Annotated in this window: 17 protein-coding genes; 5 read left to right on the forward strand and 12 right to left on the reverse strand. The window is 56.2% G+C overall.

Annotated elements, in window-relative coordinates; translation table 11 throughout:
* Nucleotides 1-8: 8 nt before the first annotated feature.
* The 4 genes from P3B99_004820 to P3B99_004835 all read right to left on the reverse strand — a co-directional run bounded on the left by P3B99_004820 (nucleotide 9) and on the right by P3B99_004835 (nucleotide 3756).
* Complete coding sequence (locus tag P3B99_004820) at nucleotides 9-1487, reverse strand: GldG family protein (GenBank protein WYJ06535.1); 1479 nt, start codon at nucleotides 1485-1487, stop codon at nucleotides 9-11.
* Nucleotides 1484-2245 carry an ABC transporter permease gene (locus tag P3B99_004825; GenBank protein ID WYJ06536.1) on the reverse strand — a complete coding sequence of 254 codons (762 nt, stop codon included), beginning with the start codon at nucleotides 2243-2245 and terminating at the stop codon, nucleotides 1484-1486. Before P3B99_004825 ends, P3B99_004820 begins: the two co-directional genes overlap by 4 nt.
* A complete protein-coding gene (locus P3B99_004830) occupies nucleotides 2242-3279 on the reverse strand; it encodes an ABC transporter ATP-binding protein (protein WYJ06537.1) in 1038 nt (345 codons plus the stop codon). The genes P3B99_004825 and P3B99_004830 overlap by 4 nt, the downstream gene beginning before the upstream one ends.
* Nucleotides 3280-3396: 117 nt before the next feature.
* Nucleotides 3397-3756, reverse strand: a complete 360-nt coding sequence (locus tag P3B99_004835) for an acyl carrier protein (GenBank protein WYJ06538.1) — start codon at nucleotides 3754-3756, stop codon at nucleotides 3397-3399.
* 114 nt (nucleotides 3757-3870) lie between these two features.
* Between P3B99_004835 and P3B99_004840 the strand changes: the two genes are divergently transcribed.
* Nucleotides 3871-4620: an RsmE family RNA methyltransferase gene (locus P3B99_004840; protein ID WYJ06539.1), complete on the forward strand. Its 750-nt coding sequence runs from the start codon at nucleotides 3871-3873 to the stop codon at nucleotides 4618-4620.
* Between the two features lie 344 nt (nucleotides 4621-4964).
* Here the strand turns inward: P3B99_004840 and P3B99_004845 are convergent, their stop codons facing one another.
* The gene (locus P3B99_004845) at nucleotides 4965-6104 is read right to left on the reverse strand and encodes an aminotransferase class V-fold PLP-dependent enzyme (protein ID WYJ06540.1); all 1140 of its coding nucleotides are present in this window, start codon (nucleotides 6102-6104) and stop codon (nucleotides 4965-4967) included.
* Between the two features lie 150 nt (nucleotides 6105-6254).
* On the opposite strand from P3B99_004845, the gene P3B99_004850 reads away from it, so the two are divergent.
* On the forward strand, nucleotides 6255-7502 hold the full coding sequence (locus P3B99_004850) for a hypothetical protein (protein WYJ06541.1): 1248 nt from the start codon (nucleotides 6255-6257) through the stop codon (nucleotides 7500-7502).
* Nucleotides 7503-7609: 107 nt separating this feature from the next.
* On the opposite strand, the gene P3B99_004855 is transcribed toward P3B99_004850, so the two are convergent.
* Entirely contained in the window at nucleotides 7610-9190 is a 1581-nt protein-coding gene (locus P3B99_004855) for a sigma 54-interacting transcriptional regulator (protein ID WYJ06542.1), read from the reverse strand.
* Between the two features lie 67 nt (nucleotides 9191-9257).
* On the opposite strand from P3B99_004855, the gene P3B99_004860 reads away from it, so the two are divergent.
* Both P3B99_004860 and P3B99_004865 read left to right on the forward strand, forming a co-directional pair.
* Nucleotides 9258-10295: a haloacid dehalogenase-like hydrolase gene (locus tag P3B99_004860; GenBank protein ID WYJ06543.1), complete on the forward strand. Its 1038-nt coding sequence runs from the start codon at nucleotides 9258-9260 to the stop codon at nucleotides 10293-10295.
* 113 nt (nucleotides 10296-10408) lie between these two features.
* Complete coding sequence (locus P3B99_004865) at nucleotides 10409-12454, forward strand: beta-galactosidase (protein WYJ06544.1); 2046 nt, start codon at nucleotides 10409-10411, stop codon at nucleotides 12452-12454.
* A gap of 69 nt (nucleotides 12455-12523) precedes the next feature.
* Here P3B99_004865 and P3B99_004870 read toward each other — a convergent pair whose 3' ends face one another.
* The 6 genes from P3B99_004870 to P3B99_004895 form a co-directional block, all read right to left on the reverse strand.
* Entirely contained in the window at nucleotides 12524-13342 is an 819-nt protein-coding gene (locus P3B99_004870; GenBank protein ID WYJ06545.1) for a hypothetical protein, read from the reverse strand.
* 939 nt (nucleotides 13343-14281) lie between these two features.
* The gene (locus P3B99_004875) at nucleotides 14282-15277 is read right to left on the reverse strand and encodes a DUF6528 family protein (protein WYJ06546.1); all 996 of its coding nucleotides are present in this window, start codon (nucleotides 15275-15277) and stop codon (nucleotides 14282-14284) included.
* Entirely contained in the window at nucleotides 15274-17247 is a 1974-nt protein-coding gene (locus P3B99_004880) for a hypothetical protein (GenBank protein WYJ06547.1), read from the reverse strand. The genes P3B99_004875 and P3B99_004880 overlap by 4 nt, the downstream gene beginning before the upstream one ends.
* Before the next feature lie 116 nt (nucleotides 17248-17363).
* Nucleotides 17364-18197, reverse strand: coding sequence for a sugar phosphate isomerase/epimerase family protein (locus P3B99_004885; protein ID WYJ06548.1), 834 nt, complete (start codon nucleotides 18195-18197; stop codon nucleotides 17364-17366).
* 151 nt (nucleotides 18198-18348) lie between these two features.
* Nucleotides 18349-19179 carry a sugar phosphate isomerase/epimerase gene (locus P3B99_004890; GenBank protein WYJ06549.1) on the reverse strand — a complete coding sequence of 277 codons (831 nt, stop codon included), beginning with the start codon at nucleotides 19177-19179 and terminating at the stop codon, nucleotides 18349-18351.
* Between the two features lie 460 nt (nucleotides 19180-19639).
* Nucleotides 19640-20461 carry a sugar phosphate isomerase/epimerase gene (locus tag P3B99_004895; protein ID WYJ06550.1) on the reverse strand — a complete coding sequence of 274 codons (822 nt, stop codon included), beginning with the start codon at nucleotides 20459-20461 and terminating at the stop codon, nucleotides 19640-19642.
* Nucleotides 20462-20603: 142 nt separating this feature from the next.
* Between P3B99_004895 and P3B99_004900 the strand changes: the two genes are divergently transcribed.
* Nucleotides 20604-21560: a TIM barrel protein gene (locus tag P3B99_004900; GenBank protein ID WYJ06551.1), complete on the forward strand. Its 957-nt coding sequence runs from the start codon at nucleotides 20604-20606 to the stop codon at nucleotides 21558-21560.
* Nucleotides 21561-21730 lie beyond the last annotated feature (170 nt).

Consider the following 21730-nt stretch of genomic DNA (forward strand, 5'->3'; position numbering starts at 1 on the left):
AAACCTTTCTATCGGCGTCGCGCCGCAAAAACCACCATGCAAAGCAGCAAAATCGCCGCGGGAATCGAGAGGAATCTCCACGCCAGCGCAAACGCGTCCGACTGCGAAAGCGTCAGCGAAAACGTTTTCAGCGGGCGCGGCGGAATGTTGAGCCTGTTGTTTTCCTCGAACATCCAGTCCACGACGTTCAGCGCGAGCTTCGAGTTTCCGAGCCTGTTGAACCATTTGTTGGCGACAAAGTTTTCGTCGCCGAAAACCGCGAGCTTCCCGCCGGGGATATTCAGCCCAAGCTCGCCGCCCGCCGTGCGGGTTGCGACCATCGCGAGCGGGAAAGGCCCGGCCAAGTCGGAGGCTTCGTCGTATTTCTGCATGCCGCCGCGCGCGTACGATTTCTCGCCCCAGCTTGTCGGTCCGCCGAGAACTATCGGCGAAATTTTCAGTGTTTCGTCAATGGGCGAGCCCAAGTCGGGGCGCACGGGGCGGGTAGAGCCGAACTGCACGGGCGTGCCCGAATCTATCAAATACTTCACTATCGGGTGCGGATTTTTCGGGAACGACCTCGCGATGAGGTCGCCCGACGCGCTTTCGTAGTCGCCGCCCGAATCGAGCACAAGCATGTCGTCGCTCATGATTCCCCACTCGTAGAGAATGTCCTCCAAGCCGAGGAGCGAGCCCATTTCCAGAAAGAAAATTCCGCGGCCGTTCGACTTCAAAAGGTACTTTCTGAGCGCGTCGATTTCCCTCGGCAGGAAGGTCGATTTCGCGCCCGCTACAACCACCATGTCGGCGTCGTCGGGAACTTCCTTGGTCTCGCTCAAATCAAGCTCCTCGACCTTGTAGTTGCGGGCGGCAAGCGCCGACGCGTACTCCGACAGTCCCCTCGCGCCGTTCGCGCTTTTGACGCTCATTTCGCCGTGCCCTTTGAGGAAATATATCTTTGTGTCGCGCCCCGCCGACACGTTGAGAATCGCCGAGCTAATCAGGCTTTCTCCCTTGAAATCCCTGCGCGCGCCGTCCTCGACCCCGTAGAATTCGAGAATCGGAATGCGCTTGAACTTGTTGCCCGACGCCACAATCACGCACTCCTCCAAATCGCTGCCGAAACGCGCGGCAAGCTCTTCGGCGCGTTTGTTTTCTATGTGGGCGTTGACGAATTTTGCGCTGACGGGCGCGGTCTTGTTGGAGGCGTATTCGTACTGGCGGAAGAGCGTGTTGAAGTCGCGGACAATCGCCGCGCTTTCGTTGTCGCTGCGCCCCATGGACACCACCGCGTAAATCTCGACGGGCTTGCGCAGGTTCTTGACGTACGCCACGCTTTCGGGCGACAGCGAATTGCGCCTGTTTTCGGACATGTCGAAACGCTGGTAGTGGCGCGACGCCGCAAAATTCAGCCCCGCATACAGCGCAATTCCCAGCAGAATCTGAATCCACAGATTGAGGCTGCGCACGCGCGTGGTGATTTTAAAATCCTCGAATTTCCCGTTCATGTGTTTTTAGACTCCGTTATGAGCGACGTTATCGCCAGAAGCACCGCCGCCGTGCTTATGTAGAAGAAGAACGGGCGCGTATCCAAAACCGACGAGATGAAGTCGTCGAAATGCCTGAACGTCCTGAAATATTCGCCCGTTTCGGAAAGCCATGCCGCGCTTTCGGGCATGGGGAATTTCGAGACAATTCCGCCCCCTATTATGATGAGGAACAGCATGCAAAAAGACAGCATTCCAGCAACGAGCGTCGTGCGGGTGAGCGAGCTTGCGAAAATCCCCACCGCGACGTACATCGCCCCGCCCACCGCAATGAACAGGTAGCCCGTCGAAATTTGCGCGATGTCGAAAAAGCGCGGGTCGGCGGCAATCTGGGGCAGGTAGAAGCGCGAAATTAGCGGGTATGCGAGCGTAGACGCCCACAAAAGCAGGTAGAAAAAGTAGCACGCAATGAATTTTGCCGACACAATCTGGAACGCGGTTATCGGCGTTGTCATCAGCGCTTCGAGCGTGCCCGCGCGGCGCTCGTCGGCAAGGGTGCGCATTGTAAGCAGCGGCACCATGAAAAGCACGGGAACCCAGAACACCGAAAGGAAGTTCGCTATCGGCGAATTTTCGCTGGCGACGCGCCCCGCGTCCACAAGCGCAAGCAAGTACATCAACGCCATGAACGCCGAAAACAGGAACGCCGCAATGTATGTCGACGGCGATATGAACAGCTGCCAAATCTGCTGGCGGACGAGAATTCCGAATCTCCTCATTGTCTCTCCTTGTCTATTTCCTCGACCATTTTCGACGTTTCGGGAAGGTCGCGCAGTTGTTCCCAGCTGCGGCGGGTCGCCGCCATGAAAATCTCCTCCAACGAGGGTTTGCGGTACGCCACAAGGCGCGTTGCAAGCGCGGCGTCCTTCGACAGCTCGCCGATTATCGCCGCGCCGTAGTTCGAATTTTGCGGCGCGCGCAGAACGTAGCCGTAATATCCGAGCGCGTCCGCCCCCGAAGCCGACTCAATAGAAAGGTCGAGCTGCATGCGCTTCAAAATGTCGGCGAAGCGTTCGGGCGACGCCTTCAAGCCCACTTCGTACCTGTCGAACGGAATGAAGTCTTTGCGCAGGCTTGCGGGCGAGCCGCTCGCAACAACCGTCCCCTGGTTTATTATAATCACGCGGTCGCACACAAGCTCGATTTCGGGCAGGATATGGCTGCTGATTACAACGCTCATCTTGCCGCGCAACGAGCAGATGAGTTCGCGGATTGCGAGAATCTGGTGGGGATCGAGGCCGATTGTCGGCTCGTCCAAAATAATCACGTCGGGGCGCGAAAGTATTGCGTCGGCTATTCCCACCCTCTGGCGGAAGCCCTTCGACAGATTCCCTATTATCTTTTTCGCCGCCGAGCGTTTCAGCTGGCAGATTTCCATCGCCTCGTCAACCCGCTTCGAAATCTCCGTTTCGGGAACGTCCTTGATTCCCGCGCGGAAGCGCAGGTATTCGCCAACGCGCAGGTCTTCGGGCAGGGGGTTGTTTTCGGGCATGAAGGCTATGTGGCGGCGGGCGGAGTCGGGACGGTTCGCCACGCTTATTCCGCAGATGTGCACACTCCCCGACGTCGCCGGCATGAGGCCTGCGATTATGCGCATTGTCGTGCTTTTGCCCGCCCCGTTCGGGCCGAGAAAGCCGACGACTTCGCCCTTGCCTATGCGGAACGATACGTTTTCGACCGCCTTCACCTGTCCGTAGCACTTGGTGAGCCGCCGTACGATTACTGAATTGGGTATGTCGGGGTTGTCTTCCATTGAATAAACGGCAAAATCTTTCCGACGCTCCCGCGCGAAAAGACTTTTTTACTTTGAAATTGGGGATAAAACCGCCACTCCTCCCCCCGAATATGCGGCGGTCGAAAAAGTCCGCAGTTATTTGGACACTTTTTCCTTGATGAAGTTCTTGATGTCTCCGAGCGTGCGGAGTTTCTGAACTTCGTCTTCGGCGATTGTCGTGCCGATTGCGTCTTCCACCGCGAACACGATTTCCACCATCGTGAGCGAGTCGAGACCGAGGTCGTCGATAATCACGAGAGAATCTGGCGGATTTTTCAGGGCGTCGCGCTTGTCCGGCTCTACGAAGCGTTCGATAATGCCGATTACGACATCGCCGACGAGTTCGGGATTGCCCGTTTTTCTAAATTCCACCGCCTTTTCGATTGTCGCGGGGGAGCAGCGTTTAAGCGAGTCGCGGAGAGCCGCTTCGTCTTCCTGTGTAAATTGAGAATTCATGTATATATATCAACACATTGCCGCCCCGATTTCAACACATAATTTCACGCCGCCGCCGATAGCCGAAAATCTTTCTTTCAAAAGGGCGCAAATCTGCCATAGTGGGCGGAAATTATGAACTGCCTGATTTTCCCAACCCCGCCCCCGTTCAAGCTTGCGCCCGACAGCCCCAAGCTCGAGCATGTCGAAAAAGTCCTAAAAGCCGCCGACGGCGGCACGGTCTTTGCGGGTCAGGCAAACGGCGGACTTTTTGTATGCAAATTCGAAAAGCTCGCCGACGGCGGCGCGACGCTCACGCCCATTTCCGACGCCCCGAATCCCGCCCCGCTCGCGGCGTCCGTCGCCGTCGCATTCGCCCGCCCGCAGATTGCCCAGCGCATGCTCTTCGAAGCCGCGTGTTTCGGTGTAGAAAATCTGCTATTCTACGCCGCGTCGAAAGGCGAGGCAGACTACGCAAAAAGCGGGCTCTACGCGCGCGGCGAATACGCCAAATGGCTCGAAAAAGGCGCGGAGCAGGCGTGCGCGACTTCCATTCCCTCGTTCTCCACCGCGTCGAGCCTCACCGAAGCCGTCGAAATGCTCGACGCCCTCGCCCCGCGCGATTCCCTGAAAATCGCTCCCGACCTATACGAGGCAACTGCCGCTCTCCACGACGTTTTGGATAAATCTCCCGACCTCCACGTCAAGGGTATCCTCGGCAGCGAGCGCGGCTTCTCCAACCCCGACCGCAACCTCCTCCGCCTCAACAACTACACCCTCGTCTCCCTCGGCAACCGCGTCCTCCGCACCGACACTGCCCTAATCGCCACCCTCAGCAGGGCAGGCTGCAGCCTGCACGGCACGGAACTTCGTTCCTTTCTGTGATAATACGGCGCGGCTATAACCGCGCCTTTTCCCGATTAGTCCGTATTGCCTGCGGCAATTACTGGCGTTGGGATATGTGATATTGGGAAAGAAACAAATTAGAATAGACGCGCTTTGCGCGGAGAGAAAAAAAGCGGAAATCCGCAAAACATGGAATTTCCGCTTTTTTGTAAACTTAACTTTTATCCCAGCGCAACTTAAAAATCTTCCGCGCCGTGCGCTGTAATTTTAGGGGCGTCAAAATGCCCCTATAAGAGTGGCTTTCCTGTATTCGCAGGGCGCGTGGCGTACTTTCGTACGCGAGCGGTCTGCGAATACAGGGAAACGCTGTTAGAGGGGCGTTTTCACGCCCCTACCGAGGAGGCGATTTCATCACTTAGTGTGTGAGTGAAGTATTGCATTACCACTGCGTGCGACAACCTGCCCCAATGTTCGTCGTCGGAGCACGCAAGCGCGTATTTGTGCACAACTTCGTCCGCGGGTCTTTGGAATATAACCGTGTTGGAATACGGATTTTTCCACGCCTTCACGCCGCGTTTAAGCAGGGCGCGGTAGAAATATTCGGCGTTTTCGAGGACGGCGTTCGCCTGTTTGCGCATGCCCTCCCTGCCCGCGACGGATATGCGCCAGTAGAGTTTGAGGGCGTCGAAACCGCTTCTGGAACACGAAATTGTGGGAATCACCCCGTTAAGGTAGGGCACGGGGTTGTTTTGCACGTGCGACAAAATCTCCCTGCGGCAGACGAAAATTCCCGCGGGCTCGTTCAGCCCGTAGAACTTGTGCCCCGAAACGGCGATTGAGTCGAAGCCCATTACGCTTGCGTCGAGGATTTCGCGGGCTTTGGGGTCGTCGAGGAAAGGCAGATAGCCGCCAAAGAGCGCGGCGTCTAGGTGCTTGTAGACGAAGGGCGGATTGACTTTTTTGACGACCTCGTCGATTGCGCGCTGGTCGTCGATAGCCCCCTTGAAAGTGCCGCCGATTGCGATTGCGATGAGCGCGGGACGGTCGGGCGCAAGCTTTTTTTCGAGATCGGAGACGTCCATTTCGCCCGACTCGTGGGCGCGGATTGTGCGCGTTTCGATGTCGAGAATGTCGCCGAGTTTCTTGACCGAATAGTGGGCCTCGTCCGAAACGTAGAGGACGGGCGGAATGTCCGACTTCGCCGCGAGCGCGGTTCTGCCGAAATAGACGCCGTGCATGTTGCCGTCGGTGCCGCCGTTTGAAATCACGCCCCAGTGGTCGCCGCCGAAGCCGAAGGAGTCGGCGACAAAGTCGATGCACGCGCGTTCGAACTCGTCGGTGTGGAGCATGTCCCACTGCGTTTTGTAGGGGTCGCCGACGTTGATGAGGGTGAGGTCGCACAGCCCCGTATCGACGAGCCACTGGTAGAAGCCCGCGAGGCTCGTTTCCTGGTCGAACGGATAGCCAAGCTGCTCGAACTTGCGCGCGCGCAGGTTTGCGGCAAGCGCATCGAGTTTCTTCATTGCTTCGGCATTCGGTTTTTTGAATCTTTCCATGGACATATCGCGCCGATTTTCCGCGGCGGCGCGGGCGAGTCAAGCAATAACGGACGGCGGCGGGAAGCCCGAAAATTGTTTTGCGTTTCGGGCGGAATTTTGAAACACTCCCGACGCATGAGGACATTGTTTACGGCGGTCATGCTTGCGGTCGCGGCGGCGCAGGCGTTCGGGGTTTCGGCGGAAAAAATCGCCGACGCCGAACGCGTGATGTGGTCGCGCTTCTTCGTTCCCAAAACAAAACTTTTCTACGAATGCCTAAGCTCGTTCGACGAAAAAACCTGCCAGAGCCATCTGCCGACGGCGGAGGAGGTCGGGCGGCAGTACCCCAATCCGTGCGGATACGCCACGGGAATGGAAGACTGCGCGATTCTCGGCGGAACGGTTCTCGCCGCGCTCGCCGACAAATACGAGATGTCGCCCGACCCGCAAACCGCCGCGCGCGCAAAGCTCGTCGCCGAGGGGCTTGAAAGCCTCGTGCTTCCCGACGGGTTCGTCGCCCGCGGGCTGTGTGTAGAGGACGGCAGGAGCGTATACATAAATTCGTCGGTAGACCAGTACACGCACTGCATTCACGGACTTTGGAAATACTGCAAAAGCGCGGTGTCCGACGCCGAGGGGCGCGAGCGGGCGAAAAACGCGCTGATAAGAATAGCCGAACGCCTGCGCAGAAACGTGGTCGCCGAGAACGACTTCGACTCCCTGCGCCTCGACGGCAAGCCCTGCGCCCTCCGCATAAGCCGCTTCACGACGGAACGCCCGCATGTCGCCGCGCGGCTTTCGATGGCGTACGCCGCCGCGTGGGACGTTTCGGGAAAGCCCGAATATTACTCGCTTTACAGAAGCGGAATCGGGGAAGCGATCGCCGTTTCGGAGCGGATAAAAATCGCGCCGTACACGCCGATTTACTCTTTTTTGCAAATGCAGATTTCGCTCGAACTGCTGTGCGAAACCGAGAGCGACCCCATGCTGAAATCGCGGATAGAAAAACTGATGTCGAAGCTGCCGAAGCTGTGCGCCGAACTCGCGCCGAGGCTCGAAAAACGCTTCGACGCCGCCGAGCTTGAAACGCCCTACGGCGACTGGCGCAGGCCCGAAAAAACGGAAGTCAGAAACGGCTACAACATACCCAAGCTCGGAAAGTCGCGCGATGTCTGGCGGACAATACGCGACACGGGAGAAATCGCGCTCGTTGCGGCAATCGCCCCGCGCGGCGAAATTCCCGAACCGATAGAATCGCTCTACGAAAAGGCGGTCGCAAAAATCGACTACGACAAATGCGCAAGCTGCGGGGCAATCTACCACTGGGCGGCGTTTGTGGAGCTTCAAAAACGCGCAAAAAACCGCGCCTCCGAAACGCGATAAATGCAGGATTCCTGCCGAAACGCGCCCGAAAAAAAACGCTGCAAGGCGGGGACATTCAAAGCGGCGCGGGCGGCGCGAAACCCGAAAACGCGTCCGCGTTCATTAGCCTATTTTTTCAGGGGTTTGAAAGACTTCGGCGCAATGCCAAGCTGCGCTATTTTGTAGTTTAAAATGCGGCGCGAAACCGAAAGCTGTCGGGCTGCGGCGGAGGCGTTGCCGCCGTTTGCCGCAAGGACTTCCACGATGATTTCGCGCTCGAATTCGGCAACCATCTTGGCGAAGTCTATGTTCTCCTCCGTTTTCAGTTTGGAGGTATTTGTGGACTGCGGCGTTTGGAGCGACGGCGGCAAGTCGGACTCGGTAATCGACTGCCCCGCCGCGATTATCACCGCGCGTTCTATACAGTTTTCAAGCTCGCGCACGTTGCTCGGCCAGTGGTACGCGCAGAGCATGTTCATTGCGCCCGCGCTGATTGAAATCACTTTTTTGCCGCGCAGACGCGCGTGTTTTTGGAGGAAGAATTTTGCGAGCGCGGGAATGTCGCGGCGGCGGCGGCGCAGGGGGGGAATCGAGATTGTGAAAATCGAAAGCTGGTAGTAGAAGTCGGGGCGGATTATGCCGTCGCGCATGCGCCCCTCCAAGTCGCCCGAAGTGGAGGCGATTATCCGCGCGGAGGATTTCAGCGTCTCCGTTCCGCCGGAACGCACATATTCGCCCGACGCCAGATATTTCAGAAGCTTTATTTGAAGCGGCTTGCCGATAAGCCCTATCGAGTCGAGGTAGACAATGCCGCCGTCCGCCTTTTCGAGAAGCCCCGTGCGGCGGGGGCTGTCCGCGCCGAAAAGCTCGGCGTCTATGAGCGAGTCGCGCATGGTGGAGCAGTCGAGAATTTCAAGCGGCTTGTCCTTCCAGCGCGGGCGGTTTGCGATTGCCCGCATGGCGAAATCCTTGCCCGCGCCGACCTCCCCGCGCACGAGAACGTGCGAATTCCCCTCGCCCGCCTTCGCGATAAGCTCGTATGTTTTAATCATCGCGGCGGTGTTGCCTATCGCGTTTTCGGGGCGCAGTTGGAGGTCGATTTTGTTGCGCAGCTCGCGGTTTTCGGAGTTGAGCTTTTCGGTCTCCTCGCGCTCCAAGAAAAGGACGGTCACGGCGTCGGAAATGATGTTGGCGATTGTTTCGAGAAGTTTGAGGTCGCGCCGCAGGACGTATTTTGTGGGGTCGGTTCTGTCTATGCTGAGAGTTCCGATGACGTTGCCCCTGCTGAAAATGGGCACGCAAAGGAAGGCGGTTTTGGACGACATCGTGCGGCTCAGCGTGCGGTTGAGGAAGTCGGGGCTTTTGGAAATGTCGGGCACCACGCGCGAGACTCCCCGCGCGGCGACGTCGCCCGTAACGCCCTCGCCCATGCGGTAAACGCCGCGCTTGCGCTCTTCGTCGCTAAGCCCGTGCGAAGCGCAGATTGTGAGCAAATCGCCGTTGCGCAGGGTTACCGTGCCGCGCGTGAGGTTCATGCGGTCGAAGAGAATGTCGAGCACTTCGCGCAGAAGCAGCGAGACGTCCTTCATGCGGACGGCGGTCTTGCTGATGTCGTGCAAAACCGACACGACAAGCCCGCGCGCGCGGCGGTTTGCCGCGTTTTTGGAGCGGGGCGCAAGCCCGTCTTTTGTGTCCTTTGTATCCGACATATTTTCGCATTTTCAAAAAAACGAAGATACTTGCAAAGAAAAAAACATTCTGTTTTAGTTTGGGACGATGAATAGAAAAACCGACACTTCAATGCGTTCGAGCAACGTCGTCGCCTGCATTTGGGATTTCGACAAGACACTTATCCCCGCATACATGCAGACGCCCATCTTCAAGGAGTACGACGTTGACGAAAAAACGTTTTGGCGCGAAGTCAACATGCTTCCCCAAATCTACGCCGAACGCGGAATAAGGGTGTCGCCCGAAACGGTCTACCTCAACCACCTGCTGACATTCGTCAAGGCGGGCTACATGCAGGGGCTGAGCAACGCAAAGCTCAAAAGGCTCGGCGGAAAGCTGCAATTCTGTCCGGGGATACCGTCGCTTTTCACGTCGCTGCGCGACACCGTAAAGAAGATTGCAAAGTCGCGCAACGCCGACATTGCGCTTGAACACTACATTGTGAGCACGGGACTTGCCGAAATGATACGCGGCAGCAAAATCGCCCAGTATGTTGACGGAATTTTCGGCTGCGAATTTCTCGAAGAGCCGATGCCGCCGTATTTCTCTAAACAACCCGAATTCAAATTCGACGCGGCATCGACGCAAATCAACCAAATCGGCATGATTGTAGACAACACAATCAAGACGCGCTTCATTTTCGAAATCAACAAGGGCACAAACAAAAACCCCGCAATAGACGTAAACTCGCACATCGACCCCGCCGACAGGCGCGTGCCGATACGCAACATGATTTACGTCGCGGACGGGCCGAGCGACGTTCCGGTATTTTCGGTCGTCAAAAAGGGCGGCGGCAAAACCTTCGCCGTTTACAGCGAGGGCAGCGAGGCGGAATTCGAGCAGAACGACATGCTCCTCGAAAGCGACAGAATAGACGCCTACGGGCCGAACAACTACACGCCCGAATCGTCCACGGCAATCTGGCTGCAAATGCACGTCAGAAAAATCTGCGAAAGGATTATCCGCGAAATCGACGAAGACGTCGAAACGCGCCTCGGCAAGCCGCCGAAACATATACACAACCCGAAGTCGAAAGACGACTTCCCGCCCGAACTTCCGCCCGTCAACAGGGAATTCGAATTTTAAGCCCGCCGCGCCCAAAATTCCGACGCGCAGACGCGCAGAATACCCGTTTGCGCAAAACATACCCGTTTTTTAGTTTGGACAAAATCGGGACAAAATGCGATAATCTTCAATCTATGAAGAAGAAATACGCTTTGTTGGGGAAGATTTTCGCCGCCGCCGCATTCGTTCTCGCGCTGGCCGGCTGCGAAGAAAGAGGAATCACAATTTACGACGCGTCAAACTCTCCCGACGGCAAGCCGTTCGAGCTTACGCGCAAAACGCCGCTGGTAGTCAACGGCGAATGGGACTTGTCGAAAAACCTCGACTTCCTCGTGGAGTTCGAAAGCGTCGGCGAATCCGGCGACGTTGTGAGAATCAGAATCAACGACGGCACGGCGACGGAGCGCGACGGAAACCCGTCGGTCGCCTCCTACCGCGTCGCCAAGGGCGAAAAAGGCTCGGCGGTAATCTCCTACCCGCCCGTACCCGCGCACCCAGAAATTCTCGACGACATGAAAATCATGCGCACAAACCCGTTCTTCCGCGGCGACAGAATTTCGTTCCCGAAAGACTTTTCAAAAATCAAAAGGCTCACAATGTTCTCGCGCAACGCCGGCGCGAAAATCAGGATAAAGAAAATCGTAGCCCTCGACACTTCGGCGAAAAAATACCCCGAATACTTTTCGTACACAAGGGAGCAGTTCTTTCCGTTCATCGACAAATACGGACAGTTCAAATTCGGCGACTGGAAAGGGAAAATCCGCACCGACGCCGACATCAAAAAGGCGGTCGCCGAAGAAGAGAAAGACCTCTCCGCAAACCCGCAGTCGCCCGAAGGCTGGACAAAATACGGCGGCTGGGCGAACGGCCCGAAGTTGGAGGCAACGGGGCACTTCCGCGTGCAAAAAGTGGACGGCAAATGGTGGCTCGTAGACCCCGAAGGCAGGCTGTTCTGGTCGCACGGCATAGTCAGGGTCTCTCCGTCGAGCGCAATCACGCCCCTCGACGGACGCGAATACTACTTCGAAAACCTCCCCAAGAAGGACGACGAATTCGCCCTCTTCTACACGACAAAAGACGAGCTTCTCGCGCCCTACTACACCAAGCGCGGACTGAAAAAAACCTACGACTTCTCCGCCGCAAACATCTACCGCAAATACGGCAAACAGTGGCGCGAAAAATTCGCCGACTCCGCACACCGCAGACTCCGCAGCTGGGGGCTTAACACGATAGCGAACTCGTCCGACTCTTTCATATTCCTTCAAAAAAAGACTCCCTACGCCGAACGCTTCGAAATCCATTCGCGCCCGATTTCAGGACACGAAGGCTGGTGGTGGCCGATTGCCGACCCGTGGGACGCGTCGTTCGTCAAAAGCATAAACGACAACCTCGACCGCCGCGCCGAACAGCTCGAAGACCCGTTCTGCATAGGCTATTTCGTGGACAACGAGCACCACTGGGGCAGCCCAGATACGATTGGCAGAAATGTATCGATTTCGCCCGCCGACCTGCCCGCAAAAATCGAGTTCGCAAAAGACCTCAAAGCCAAATACGGCGACATCGCCGCGCTCAACAAGGCATGGAAGACAAACTTCAAATCGTGGGACGACTTCCTCGCCAACGACAAAAACCCCGTAAACGCCGACAAAAAAGACCTCTCCGCGTTCTCCGAAAAATTCATCGGCAATTATTTCAAAACCATTCGCGACACAATCAAGGCGCGCGTGCCGCACATGCTCTACATGGGCTGCCGCTTTGCGGGGTCGAACGAAATCGCGCTGCGGCAGGCGGGCAAATACTGCGACATCGTAAGCTACAACCGCTATTCAGACTCTCTCGCAACGCTCAAGCTTCCCGAAGGCGTGGACAAGCCAATCATGATTGGCGAATTCCATTTCGGCGCGCTCGACAGGGGGCTTTTCCACCCGTCGCTGGTGCTGGTGAAAGACCAGAAAGACCGAGGACAGCACTACTACGACTACGTCAAATCGGCACTTGAAAACCCCGCAATAGTGGGCACACACTGGCACCAGTTCTCCGACCAGTGCACGGCGGGACGCTTCGACGGCGAAAACTTCCAAGTGGGCTTCACCGACGTCGCCGACCAGCCCTACCCCGAAACGATAAACAAAGCGCGCGAAATAGGCTATAAACTCTATAAAACGCGCTACGGGAAATAAATCAAACACATCGCAACCACAAACGGCGGATATCTTCTCCGCCGTTTTTTTTGCGCCGCAATACCCAATTCAGTTCGGCGTTTCGGGAATGAATCGCAGAGTGCGCAGGTTGCCGATTTTCCTTTTGTTTTCGAGCGCGTCGCCGAGCGGCGAGGTTTGGCTTTCGAAAGTCTCTTCGCCGCCGCCGTAAACTTCGTACGATACTTTTCCCTCCGCGCCCCAACGCCCGTTTATCAAACCGCCTTTAAGCTCGGCGACGTTTGCGCCAAGCACTTCGCAGACTTTTTCGGCGCGGGGGTCGATTATGTATTTTTCATACTCCGACTCAAAGTATACCGCGCCGTTCCGCAACGCGTAGACGGAGAAATTTCCGCGCCCGCAAGTGTCGAGAGAAATTCCGACGGTTTTGCCGCTTTCAAATTTCACGCGCCTGTCGAATTCGGGACAAAGCGCGGGCTTTCTTTTAAGCTGCAATTCGAATTTCGGCTCGGCGGGAATTTCGACTGATTCCCACATCGTAAACAATGCCCACAGCGACACCGCAAACACCGCAGCCGCAACCGCCGCCGAAATAAGAACCCCCGCCGCAAAAGACAACAACGTTTTGAAAAAAGAGAATCCGCACTTGCGCGCGTAAAACATATGGGCAAGAAAGCCCGCACAAAACACAGGCAAAATTCCCGCAATAATCGGCGTAAGAAAGTTCGGAATTGGAGGAATGACGCGCCACGCGCCCACCACGGAAAACGGCGCAATAAGCCCCATCGCCGCACATACGGCGGGCACACTTTTGAGCGTGGCGGCAATAAAACCCGTGCCGCGGCGAAAGAAAATCCACGCGGCGGCGGAAATCCCCATAAGCGCGCAAGCTGCAATTAATGCCGACATCGCAGAATTTCTACCCTACCCCACCCGTCGGGTCAAGAAATACCGCCAACAATCATCGAGCAAAAGCAACGCAGGCATAACGAGACAAACGACGTACGCGTGTAAATATTCCCTCCTACACGAAAATGAAGCACGACAAATAAAATGCCGCCCCAGCCACACAAACGCAGGACAAACAACATAAGCGTACTACCTACCCTACGAATAGGAATGCGACAAAGCAGAATTCCCCCAACCGAGCAAGGACAAACAACAACGCAAGCGCGGCAATTTCCGCCGCAAAACATAAACGAATCGGCATAAGCTATCGCCCCTCCCAACGCGAAAGCGCAACAAGCGAAATACGCGCCCGCCCCACCCACGCGAGAGCGAAGCGACTCGCGCCTCGACGGAAACGAAATGCTCCTCGTTTTCGTTTCCGTCCTCCTTCGTGCGCATTAAGCGCACTCTGTTTTTCATCTACTCATAGGAATGTGGTGAGCTACAAATGCAAAAAAATCCGACGCAACCGCAGCACCCCACAAAAAATATCACCATGTAATATTAAAAAAACGCGATATTTCGGACAGCGTGAAAGTCCCAAATATCGCGTTTTTTCGCTAAACCTCCCGCGCGGCGGCTGCCGCGCTGTCGAGGCTTGCGAGGTTGCACGCAGAAATGCGGCTTTGCAAAGCAAGGCGACGGGAGTGTACTCTCGTACATGACCGAAGCCGCGCGAGCGAAACGCATTTATACGCCGACCCCGCAAGCCCTCCTAAATCTCCTTGCACGCATTAAGCGTGCCATCACTATCCCGCAGAAATGCGGCTTTGCAAAGCAAGGCGACGGAAGAGTACTCTCGTACATGACCGAATCCGCGCAAGCGAAACGCATTTATACGCCGACCCCGCAAGCCCTCCTAAATCTTCTTGCACGCATTAAGCGTGCCAACACTACCCCCTACTTTTCGGAGAATCCGTCCGGCAGGAACCATCGCGCCTTGTAGATTCTGCCGCCGTCAAGCGTCCCGACCCTGCGCGTTTTCGACGCGCCGAACGACACCGATGCGCTCCACCATTTGACTTCGGGTATGAGCGAAATTATTTCGCCGTCGGGCGACGAAAGCGACACGCTTTTTATCCGCCCCACCCCGCACACGTCGGCGAATTTGCGCGAGACGGAATCGAAAAGCACAACGCCCTTATGCCCCGTAATAAACATGATTTTCGACGACGGCAACGGGTACAAATCGTGCCCGACTACCGCTTTTTCGGGCAGCGGATATTCGGCGGTTTTTTCGAGTTCGGGCGAATCGGAGTCGAAGTTGTATTTGTAGGCTTCGAGAGTCTTTTTGCCAAGCGCCCACAAAATTTTCTGCGAAGCGTCCCACACCACGCCGTGCGCAAATTCGAGCGGATACGTTTTTTTCGACGCGCACGGAACGCCCTCCGCCGCGTTTTTTGCCGCAAAAACCGTCAGCATGTTGCCGTCGGACGACGCAACCGCGATATTTCCGTCGGGAAGCAGGCATGCAGAATGCACGTTCCCGCCGGCGTACATAAAGCGAACAACGCGCGAATCGCGCACGCGCACGAGCGCAACGCCCCCTTTCGACGCCGCGACTAAAACGTGGGTCGCGCCGAGCACCGGCTTTGCGTCGCTGGGATTGCCGAACCATTCGGCGTATTTCACGGGCATTCCGTCCGCCTTCAAGGGGTTCCAGCTCCACAAAACGGCGTCGGGAGAATTCCAGTCTTTCGAGGAGTCCAAAAGCAGAATTCGGCGCGATGCCTGTTCGGAGGCGAGCACTGCGGGAAGATTTTTTACGTCCACCGCCGAAGCGTCCGACATCTTCGCCGAAACGAACACTGCGGTTTCCTCCAACGAACGCTCGCCGACGCACGCCGAAAGCAGCGATACCGACGCCGAGGCAAGAAGCAGCGCAATCAGTTTCATGTGCCCCCCTGTCTTCTGCGGCGCGGAGTCTGCGTCAGGTGCGCGCCGAAAACGATGTTGATGTTCGCCTTGTTGTTGACCGCCCAGCCGTTGGCGTCGAGCAGCGGCGCAAGGTTGCGGAAGCCGAGCTTCATCGCCGCGATTATCACAGACGGAAGCGAAATCGCCAGAATCACGCCGACAATGCCGATTGGCATCCACGGTCCAAGCCTTACGAACGCGCCCAAAATCATGCCGAACGCCGTCGTAATGCCGCCGACGGCAACGCCCAGCGCGGCGACCGTGCCGATGTCGATTTTCTTCGTCTTGTCGTCCACGATTTTCCCGTTTTCGAGATTCGCCGCAACCGACTTGTCGGCGTCGAGGGCGCGTTTTGCAATCTGCTCGCTCACCCATTTGACGAGCCGCTTGTAGGGCGAGAAGAACGCCTGCGCGATGCCGATTGGGTTGTCCACGATTTTCACGACGGTCGCGTCCCAGTCGCGCCCCGCACGGTCGTAGAAAATTCCGTTTTTGCCCACGATGAGGTCGTCGGAATCGCCCGCTGTGACGACCGCCACAATGTTCATATCCGCCTCGCCCTTGCGTTTGCAGACGCAGTAGAGCAGGTAGCCGTAGGAGAGCGACGCCATCGCCGAATGTTTTGCGACGTCCTCGACTTTTATGCACAAAGAGCACATGCGCCCGTCGATGTAGAGCTGTCCGAACTGGAAAATTGCCTCAGCCTTGTCTTTGTAGAACGACTGGAAGCTCACGAAATTGCGCAGCAGCGGGCACAGGCTTTTGTTGAGCCGCACGAGCTTTTCGACCTTTTCGATTTCGGCGACTTCCGCAGCGACCGAAGCCTCCGAAACGAATGCGTCGGCGAAGCGCGTTTTTGCGTCGCCCGCGAGGATTTCGCGCAGGCGCGCGCCGCCGATTTTTTCGGCGTCGGTCGCGGGCTTTGCCGCGCGCCACGCGGCATACGGGGCGAAAGTATCGGCGATTTTCTTCCAGTCCGCCTTCGAGATTTTCGTCGAAGCGCAGACGGGCTTGGCGACGAGTTCGGCGAACGCCGCAAGCGGCGCGCGCCACGCGGGGTTGACGTCGCCCGAAAGGTCGAGAGTGCCGTCGGCGGAAACGAGAGCCGCGGGCAGGTTTTTGAGGGAGGCGTCGCACGGGCCGACTTCCTCCGACAGAATTTCGGCGAAACGCGCGGCGGTTGCGTTGACCGACGCGGAGGCGTCGGGGGCGAAGCGGAGGACGTCAACCCTCACGAAAAAGTCGTCGATTTTTTCCTTCACGGCGGAATACGCGGCGAAGGCGTCCGCCGTCGATTCCCCAAGCGGCGAAACCGCCGAATCGGCGTTGAACGCGTCGAGCCACGCCGTGTACGCGGCGGCGTCGGCGAAGAACTTTTCGACGTCGGCGGCGTCGATGCCGTCCTTTCCCGAACGGTCGGTCTTGGGAGTGGAGACCGAAAGAATGTCGGCGAAAACGGGTTTGAGGACGTCGTCGCACGAAAGTTCGGTTATGATTCCGTCGGCGTTGAACGCGCCCGCCGCGAAAATCTTTGCGGTGTCGGCGAAGTCGGAGACGGAAATTTTGCCGTCGCCCGCCTTGCCGAGATTTGCAAGAACCGTTTTCGCGGAGGAAAGCAGCGTTTTGCCCTCGCTTGTTTCGGTGTTTATTTGCGAAAGTTCGAGGGTGTCGGACTCTTCGAAAAGTCTTGAAACGTCGGAGAGCGAGGCGCACGTCCATTCGGCGGCGGAAACGATGTCGCCGTAGCGAAGCCGCCCGTCGGCGTCGGCGTCGAGCATGGAAAGCAGCTTCGAGTCGAACATCAAGCCCGACGTGGGGCATGCGAGCGCAGACCACAGCTTTTTGTCGAGTTTGCCGAGATTTTTGATGTCGTCGGCGGTGTTTATGGCTGCCTGATATGCGCCGCCCGCTTTAAAAAAGTTCCAACGGTGTCCGATTTCTTTTTTCATAATGTCGCCCCTTAAAATAATCTTTGCCGCGCCTGTATGTCAACTGCTTATTGCGAAGCCGCTCGGGCGCGGAAAAACTCCGCCGCGCGGAGCGGAGTTTCGGAGCGCGTCGGCAATCAGTGCTCCCTGAGGTATTTCAGATTTTTTTCAATAATCGGGAAGGAATCCCTGTATGTGCCGTCCTCTATCACGAAAAATCCGTCGAAGCCCTGCGAATCCACCTCTTTCAGAATCGCCTCCATGTCGAGAACGCCCTCGCCGTAGACCGCGCAACCGCTTTTGAGGTCGCCGAATTTCTGCTGGTCTTTGAGGTGTATTTCGATGAGCTTGCCGCGCACGCTCTTGAAACCGCCCACGACATCAAGCCCCGATCGCGACCACGCGCCGTTGTCGGCGCAAATGCCCACGTTTTTGTAGTCTTTGAGGATAGTCATCAGGAACGCGGGGTCGAAGTGGCGGTAGGCGGGGTTGTCGGGCTTGCGCTCGTGCGAATGCAATGCCATTTGCAGTCCGTACTCGGCGCAGATTTTGTTCCAAATCGGAATGGTGTCCTCCATAGCCTCGGTGACGACGGTCCTTGCGCCCATTTCAGCCGCGAACTCGCAAACCTTGCGGATATCGGCTTCGGTCTTGCCACCCACGCAGCCGTACGAAACCATCTGAATGCCGTTGTCGGCGAGAAGTTTTTTTGCGAACGCCTTTTGCTCGGCGGTCATGTTGTGGCTGAATTTTGCGTTGGGCAGTTTGTCGGAAAGAGACTGGCCGGGGTAGCATTCAACATACTTCACGCCCATCTTCGCCAATCGTTCGACGGAATAGTCGAATTTGTGGAAGTGCGTAGACCACATCTGAACCGCAATCTTGCGCGGCCGTTTTGTTTCGGCCGACATGCACGAGCAAAGCGCGAAAACCGCCGAAACCGCCGTCAAGACAAAGAGTAATTTTTTCATGGTAGCAGTCTACAAAACCGGCGCGGGGAATCAAGGCCAAACGTCGCGAACGGTGGAAAAGTCAAAATAGTGAAAGGACGCGGCTACAGAGCACAAAAAAGGCGCGGAATCGACCGCGCCCGAAATTTCGAAAGCCGAAGCGAAAGGATTTTTAGTGCGAGCGCAAGTACTCCACGCACTCTTTGACTTCCGCGAGGTTGTTCGCAAAATTGTCCTCGTACTCAATCATGAAGTAGCCGTCGTATTTCTGGCGGTCGAGTTCCGCCAAGAGCGCGGGCAGGTCGAGAACGCCCTTGCCGTATGGAACGGTCTTCGCTTTGAGGTCGTCGAACTTGCTCATGTCCTTGAAGTGGAGCATTGCGATTTTCCCCTCCAAAATCTTGTACGCCGCGACGCCCTGAATGCCCGAACGCGCGTAGTGCCCGTTGTCGGGGCATGCGTAGACGTTTTTATAGTCGCCGATTGCCGCGCGGGTGATGTTCGGGTTGAAGTAGGAGTTGCGCTTTACGATGTCGGAAGCGTGGTTGTGGAGAGCCATTTTCAGACCGTACTGCTGGCAGTATTTGTCCCATAGCCCGATTGTGCTGCCGACGGATTCCGTCAGAATCAGCGGAATGTCGAACTCTTTTGCGAATTCGCACATTTCCTTGATTTTCGCCTCTTCCGTGGGAGTGCGCACGCCGAAGCTTGCGATTTTTATGCCGTTGTCGGCAAGAAGCTTTTTCAGATACGCCTTCTGCTCGGCATTCATCTCGGGCCCCGTCTTGACCTTCGGGAATTTTGCGCTAAGCGCGGTGCTCGAAAGCCCGATTGCGTCCACCCCCATGTCTTTGAGAAGCGGAATAACCTCGTCGAGATTGCGCTTGTAGAACGTGAACATTGCCACGCCCACTTTGCGTTGCGGTTTTGTTTCCCCCTGCTTGCTCGGACAGCACCCGAACATAAGCAGAGCAGCCATCATGTATATCAATACTCTCTTCATACGTTTGAGATATTGAACCACCCCAGCCTAAAAAATCAAGCCTAAAGCAGGCTGCAGCCTGCACGGCGTCGGAACTTCGTTCCTTTCTGTGATAATGCGGCGCGGGTATACCCGCGCCTTTCCCCGTTTAGTCCGTATTGGCTTCGCCAATTACTGGCGTTGGGATTATTTTATGTTGGGAAGAAACGAATTAAAATAGACGCGCTTTGCGCGGATAAATAAAAAACGGAAAACCTAAAACAAAGGTTCTCCGCTAACTCATTAACTAAACTTTTATCCCAGTGCACCCTAAAAAACTTCGTGCGCCAGCACTCACTTATTAGGCGCGTCAAAATGCTTTCATAAGGGTGGCTTTCCTGTGCACGCAGGGCGCGTGGCGTACTTGACGTACGCGAGCGGTCTGCGGGTACAGGGAAACGCCCTTAGGGAAGTATTTTCACGCGCCGTCTCGCGCCGTATCTTAATGGTTGCGCAGATAGTTCAGACACTCCTTGACTTCCGCCAAGTTGTCTTCGAACTTTGTTTCGTACTCAATGATAAAGAAGCCCTTGTATCCCTGTCTGTCGAGCTCGGCGAGCATGCCCTTTGTGTCGAGAACGCCCTTGCCGTAGACGGCGGGTTTGTTCTTTGCGCAGATTTCGGACAAATCCTTGAAGTGGACAGACGAGATTTTACCTTCGTAGGTTTTGAGGGCGTCAATCGGGTTTATGCCCGCGCGCGCCATGTGCCCGACGTCGGGGTTCATCTTGACGAATTCATAGTCTTTCACGAGCGGGAAAATATACGCGGGGTTCCAATATTTGTTCGGGCCGTTGTGGTTGTGGATGCCCATTGTCACGCCGTACTTTTTGCCGACCTTTTCCCAAACGGGGAAAAGCCCTACGGGGCATTCGGTTAAAACGCGGTCGCAACCGAATTCCTTAACGAATTTGCAGAGGTCTTCGATTTCCTTTTCGTTGTTGGCGTACGCCACGCCGAAGCTTACGAGTTTGAGGTTCGCGTCTTTGAAGAGCTTTTTCATGAACGCCTTTTGCTCTTCGGTCATGTACTGGTTTGTGAGCACTCCGGGGAATTTGTCGCTGAGGCGCTGCTTGGGGTAGCACTCGACGCCGTCGAGACCCAAGTCTTTGACTTTATTGACGGCTTCCTCCAAGGTGAACTTGTTGAAAGTGTACATCTGCACCGCGACGTTGCGGTGTTTGGGTTGTTGTTCGGTTTTTTCGGACGACGCGCAGCCGAAAAGCAGCGTCGCCATTGCGAGTAAAGCGATAATTTTTTTCATACGGGTAGAAAAAATGGCGTCGGGACGCAACTCTTGCAAGGCAATTTTGTCGAAACTGAAAAAAAATGCTTCACAAAACTGGAAAAAATCGAAAGATTGGAATCTACTTTTAGCAATCCATATAACAACAAAAAAAGGCACAATGATGGACAGAAGACAATTCGCAAAGACGGCACTCGCGGCGGCGGCAACGGCAACATTCGCAAAGGGGGCGTTCGCGGCGGCGGACCCGAAGTCGATAGCATCGTCGACCGCGCCCTACAAATGCAAATTCTCGCCGAACCTCGGGCACTGCAAGGCGTCCACACAGGGGCTTTCGGAAGTCGACAAAATCAAGTTCTTCTACGACTGCGGCTTCCGCGGGCTCGAAGACAACGGCATGCCCAACCGCAAGGTCGAAATTCAGGAGGCGATGGCGAAGCAGATGTCGAAGCTCGGCATGGAAATGGGCGTATTCGTCGCGCACGCCGAATGGAAAAACGCGTCGATGACGGGCAACAGGCTCGACCTTAGCAAACGCGTTGTAGACAAAAAGGCATGCCGCGCCTACTGGAAGGAAAAAATGGAAAAAGCTGTGGAAGTCGGCAAGCGCGTCAACGCGAAATGGTGCACGGTTGTCCCCGGACTCGAAGACCCGATGGTCGAACCCGAATACCAGTTTGCGAACGTCGTCGAACACCTCAAATGGTGCGCGGAAATCGTGGAAAAGGCGGGGCTGATTATCGTGCTTGAACCCCTCAACATCAAGAACCACCCCAGCCTCTGGCTCAAACGCATTCCGCAGGCGTACGCGCTCTGCAAGGCGGTCGGCAGCCCGAACGTCAAGATTCTCGACGACCTCTACCACCAGCAGATTACCGAGGGCAACCTCATCATGAACATCGACGCCGCGTGGGACGAAATTGCATACTTCCAGCTCGGCGACGTTCCGGGGCGCAAAGAACCGCTCACGGGCGAAATCAACTTCAAAAACGTATTCCAGCACATTTGGAACAAGGGCTACCGCGGAATCATCGGCATGGAACACGGACAGAGCGACAGAACCGCCGCGGGCGACAAGAAACTGCTCGACGCCTACCGCGCAGTGGACGTCGCATAGGCGGCGATTCCAAGCAGGCGTTTTCATGGGCGGACTTCCCCGTTGCGGGAAGCCGCCTTTTTTGTTCCGCGCAACCGCCCCGCCCGCCGCACAATTTTGAGCAATAAACAAAAATTAGCTTGAAGTCGGCGCGCCATTTTTTTACATGTTTATATTTCAACAAAGAACGC

The organism is Opitutia bacterium KCR 482, from assembly GCA_029269845.2.
Classification (GTDB): Bacteria; Verrucomicrobiota; Verrucomicrobiia; order Opitutales; family Intestinicryptomonadaceae; genus Merdousia.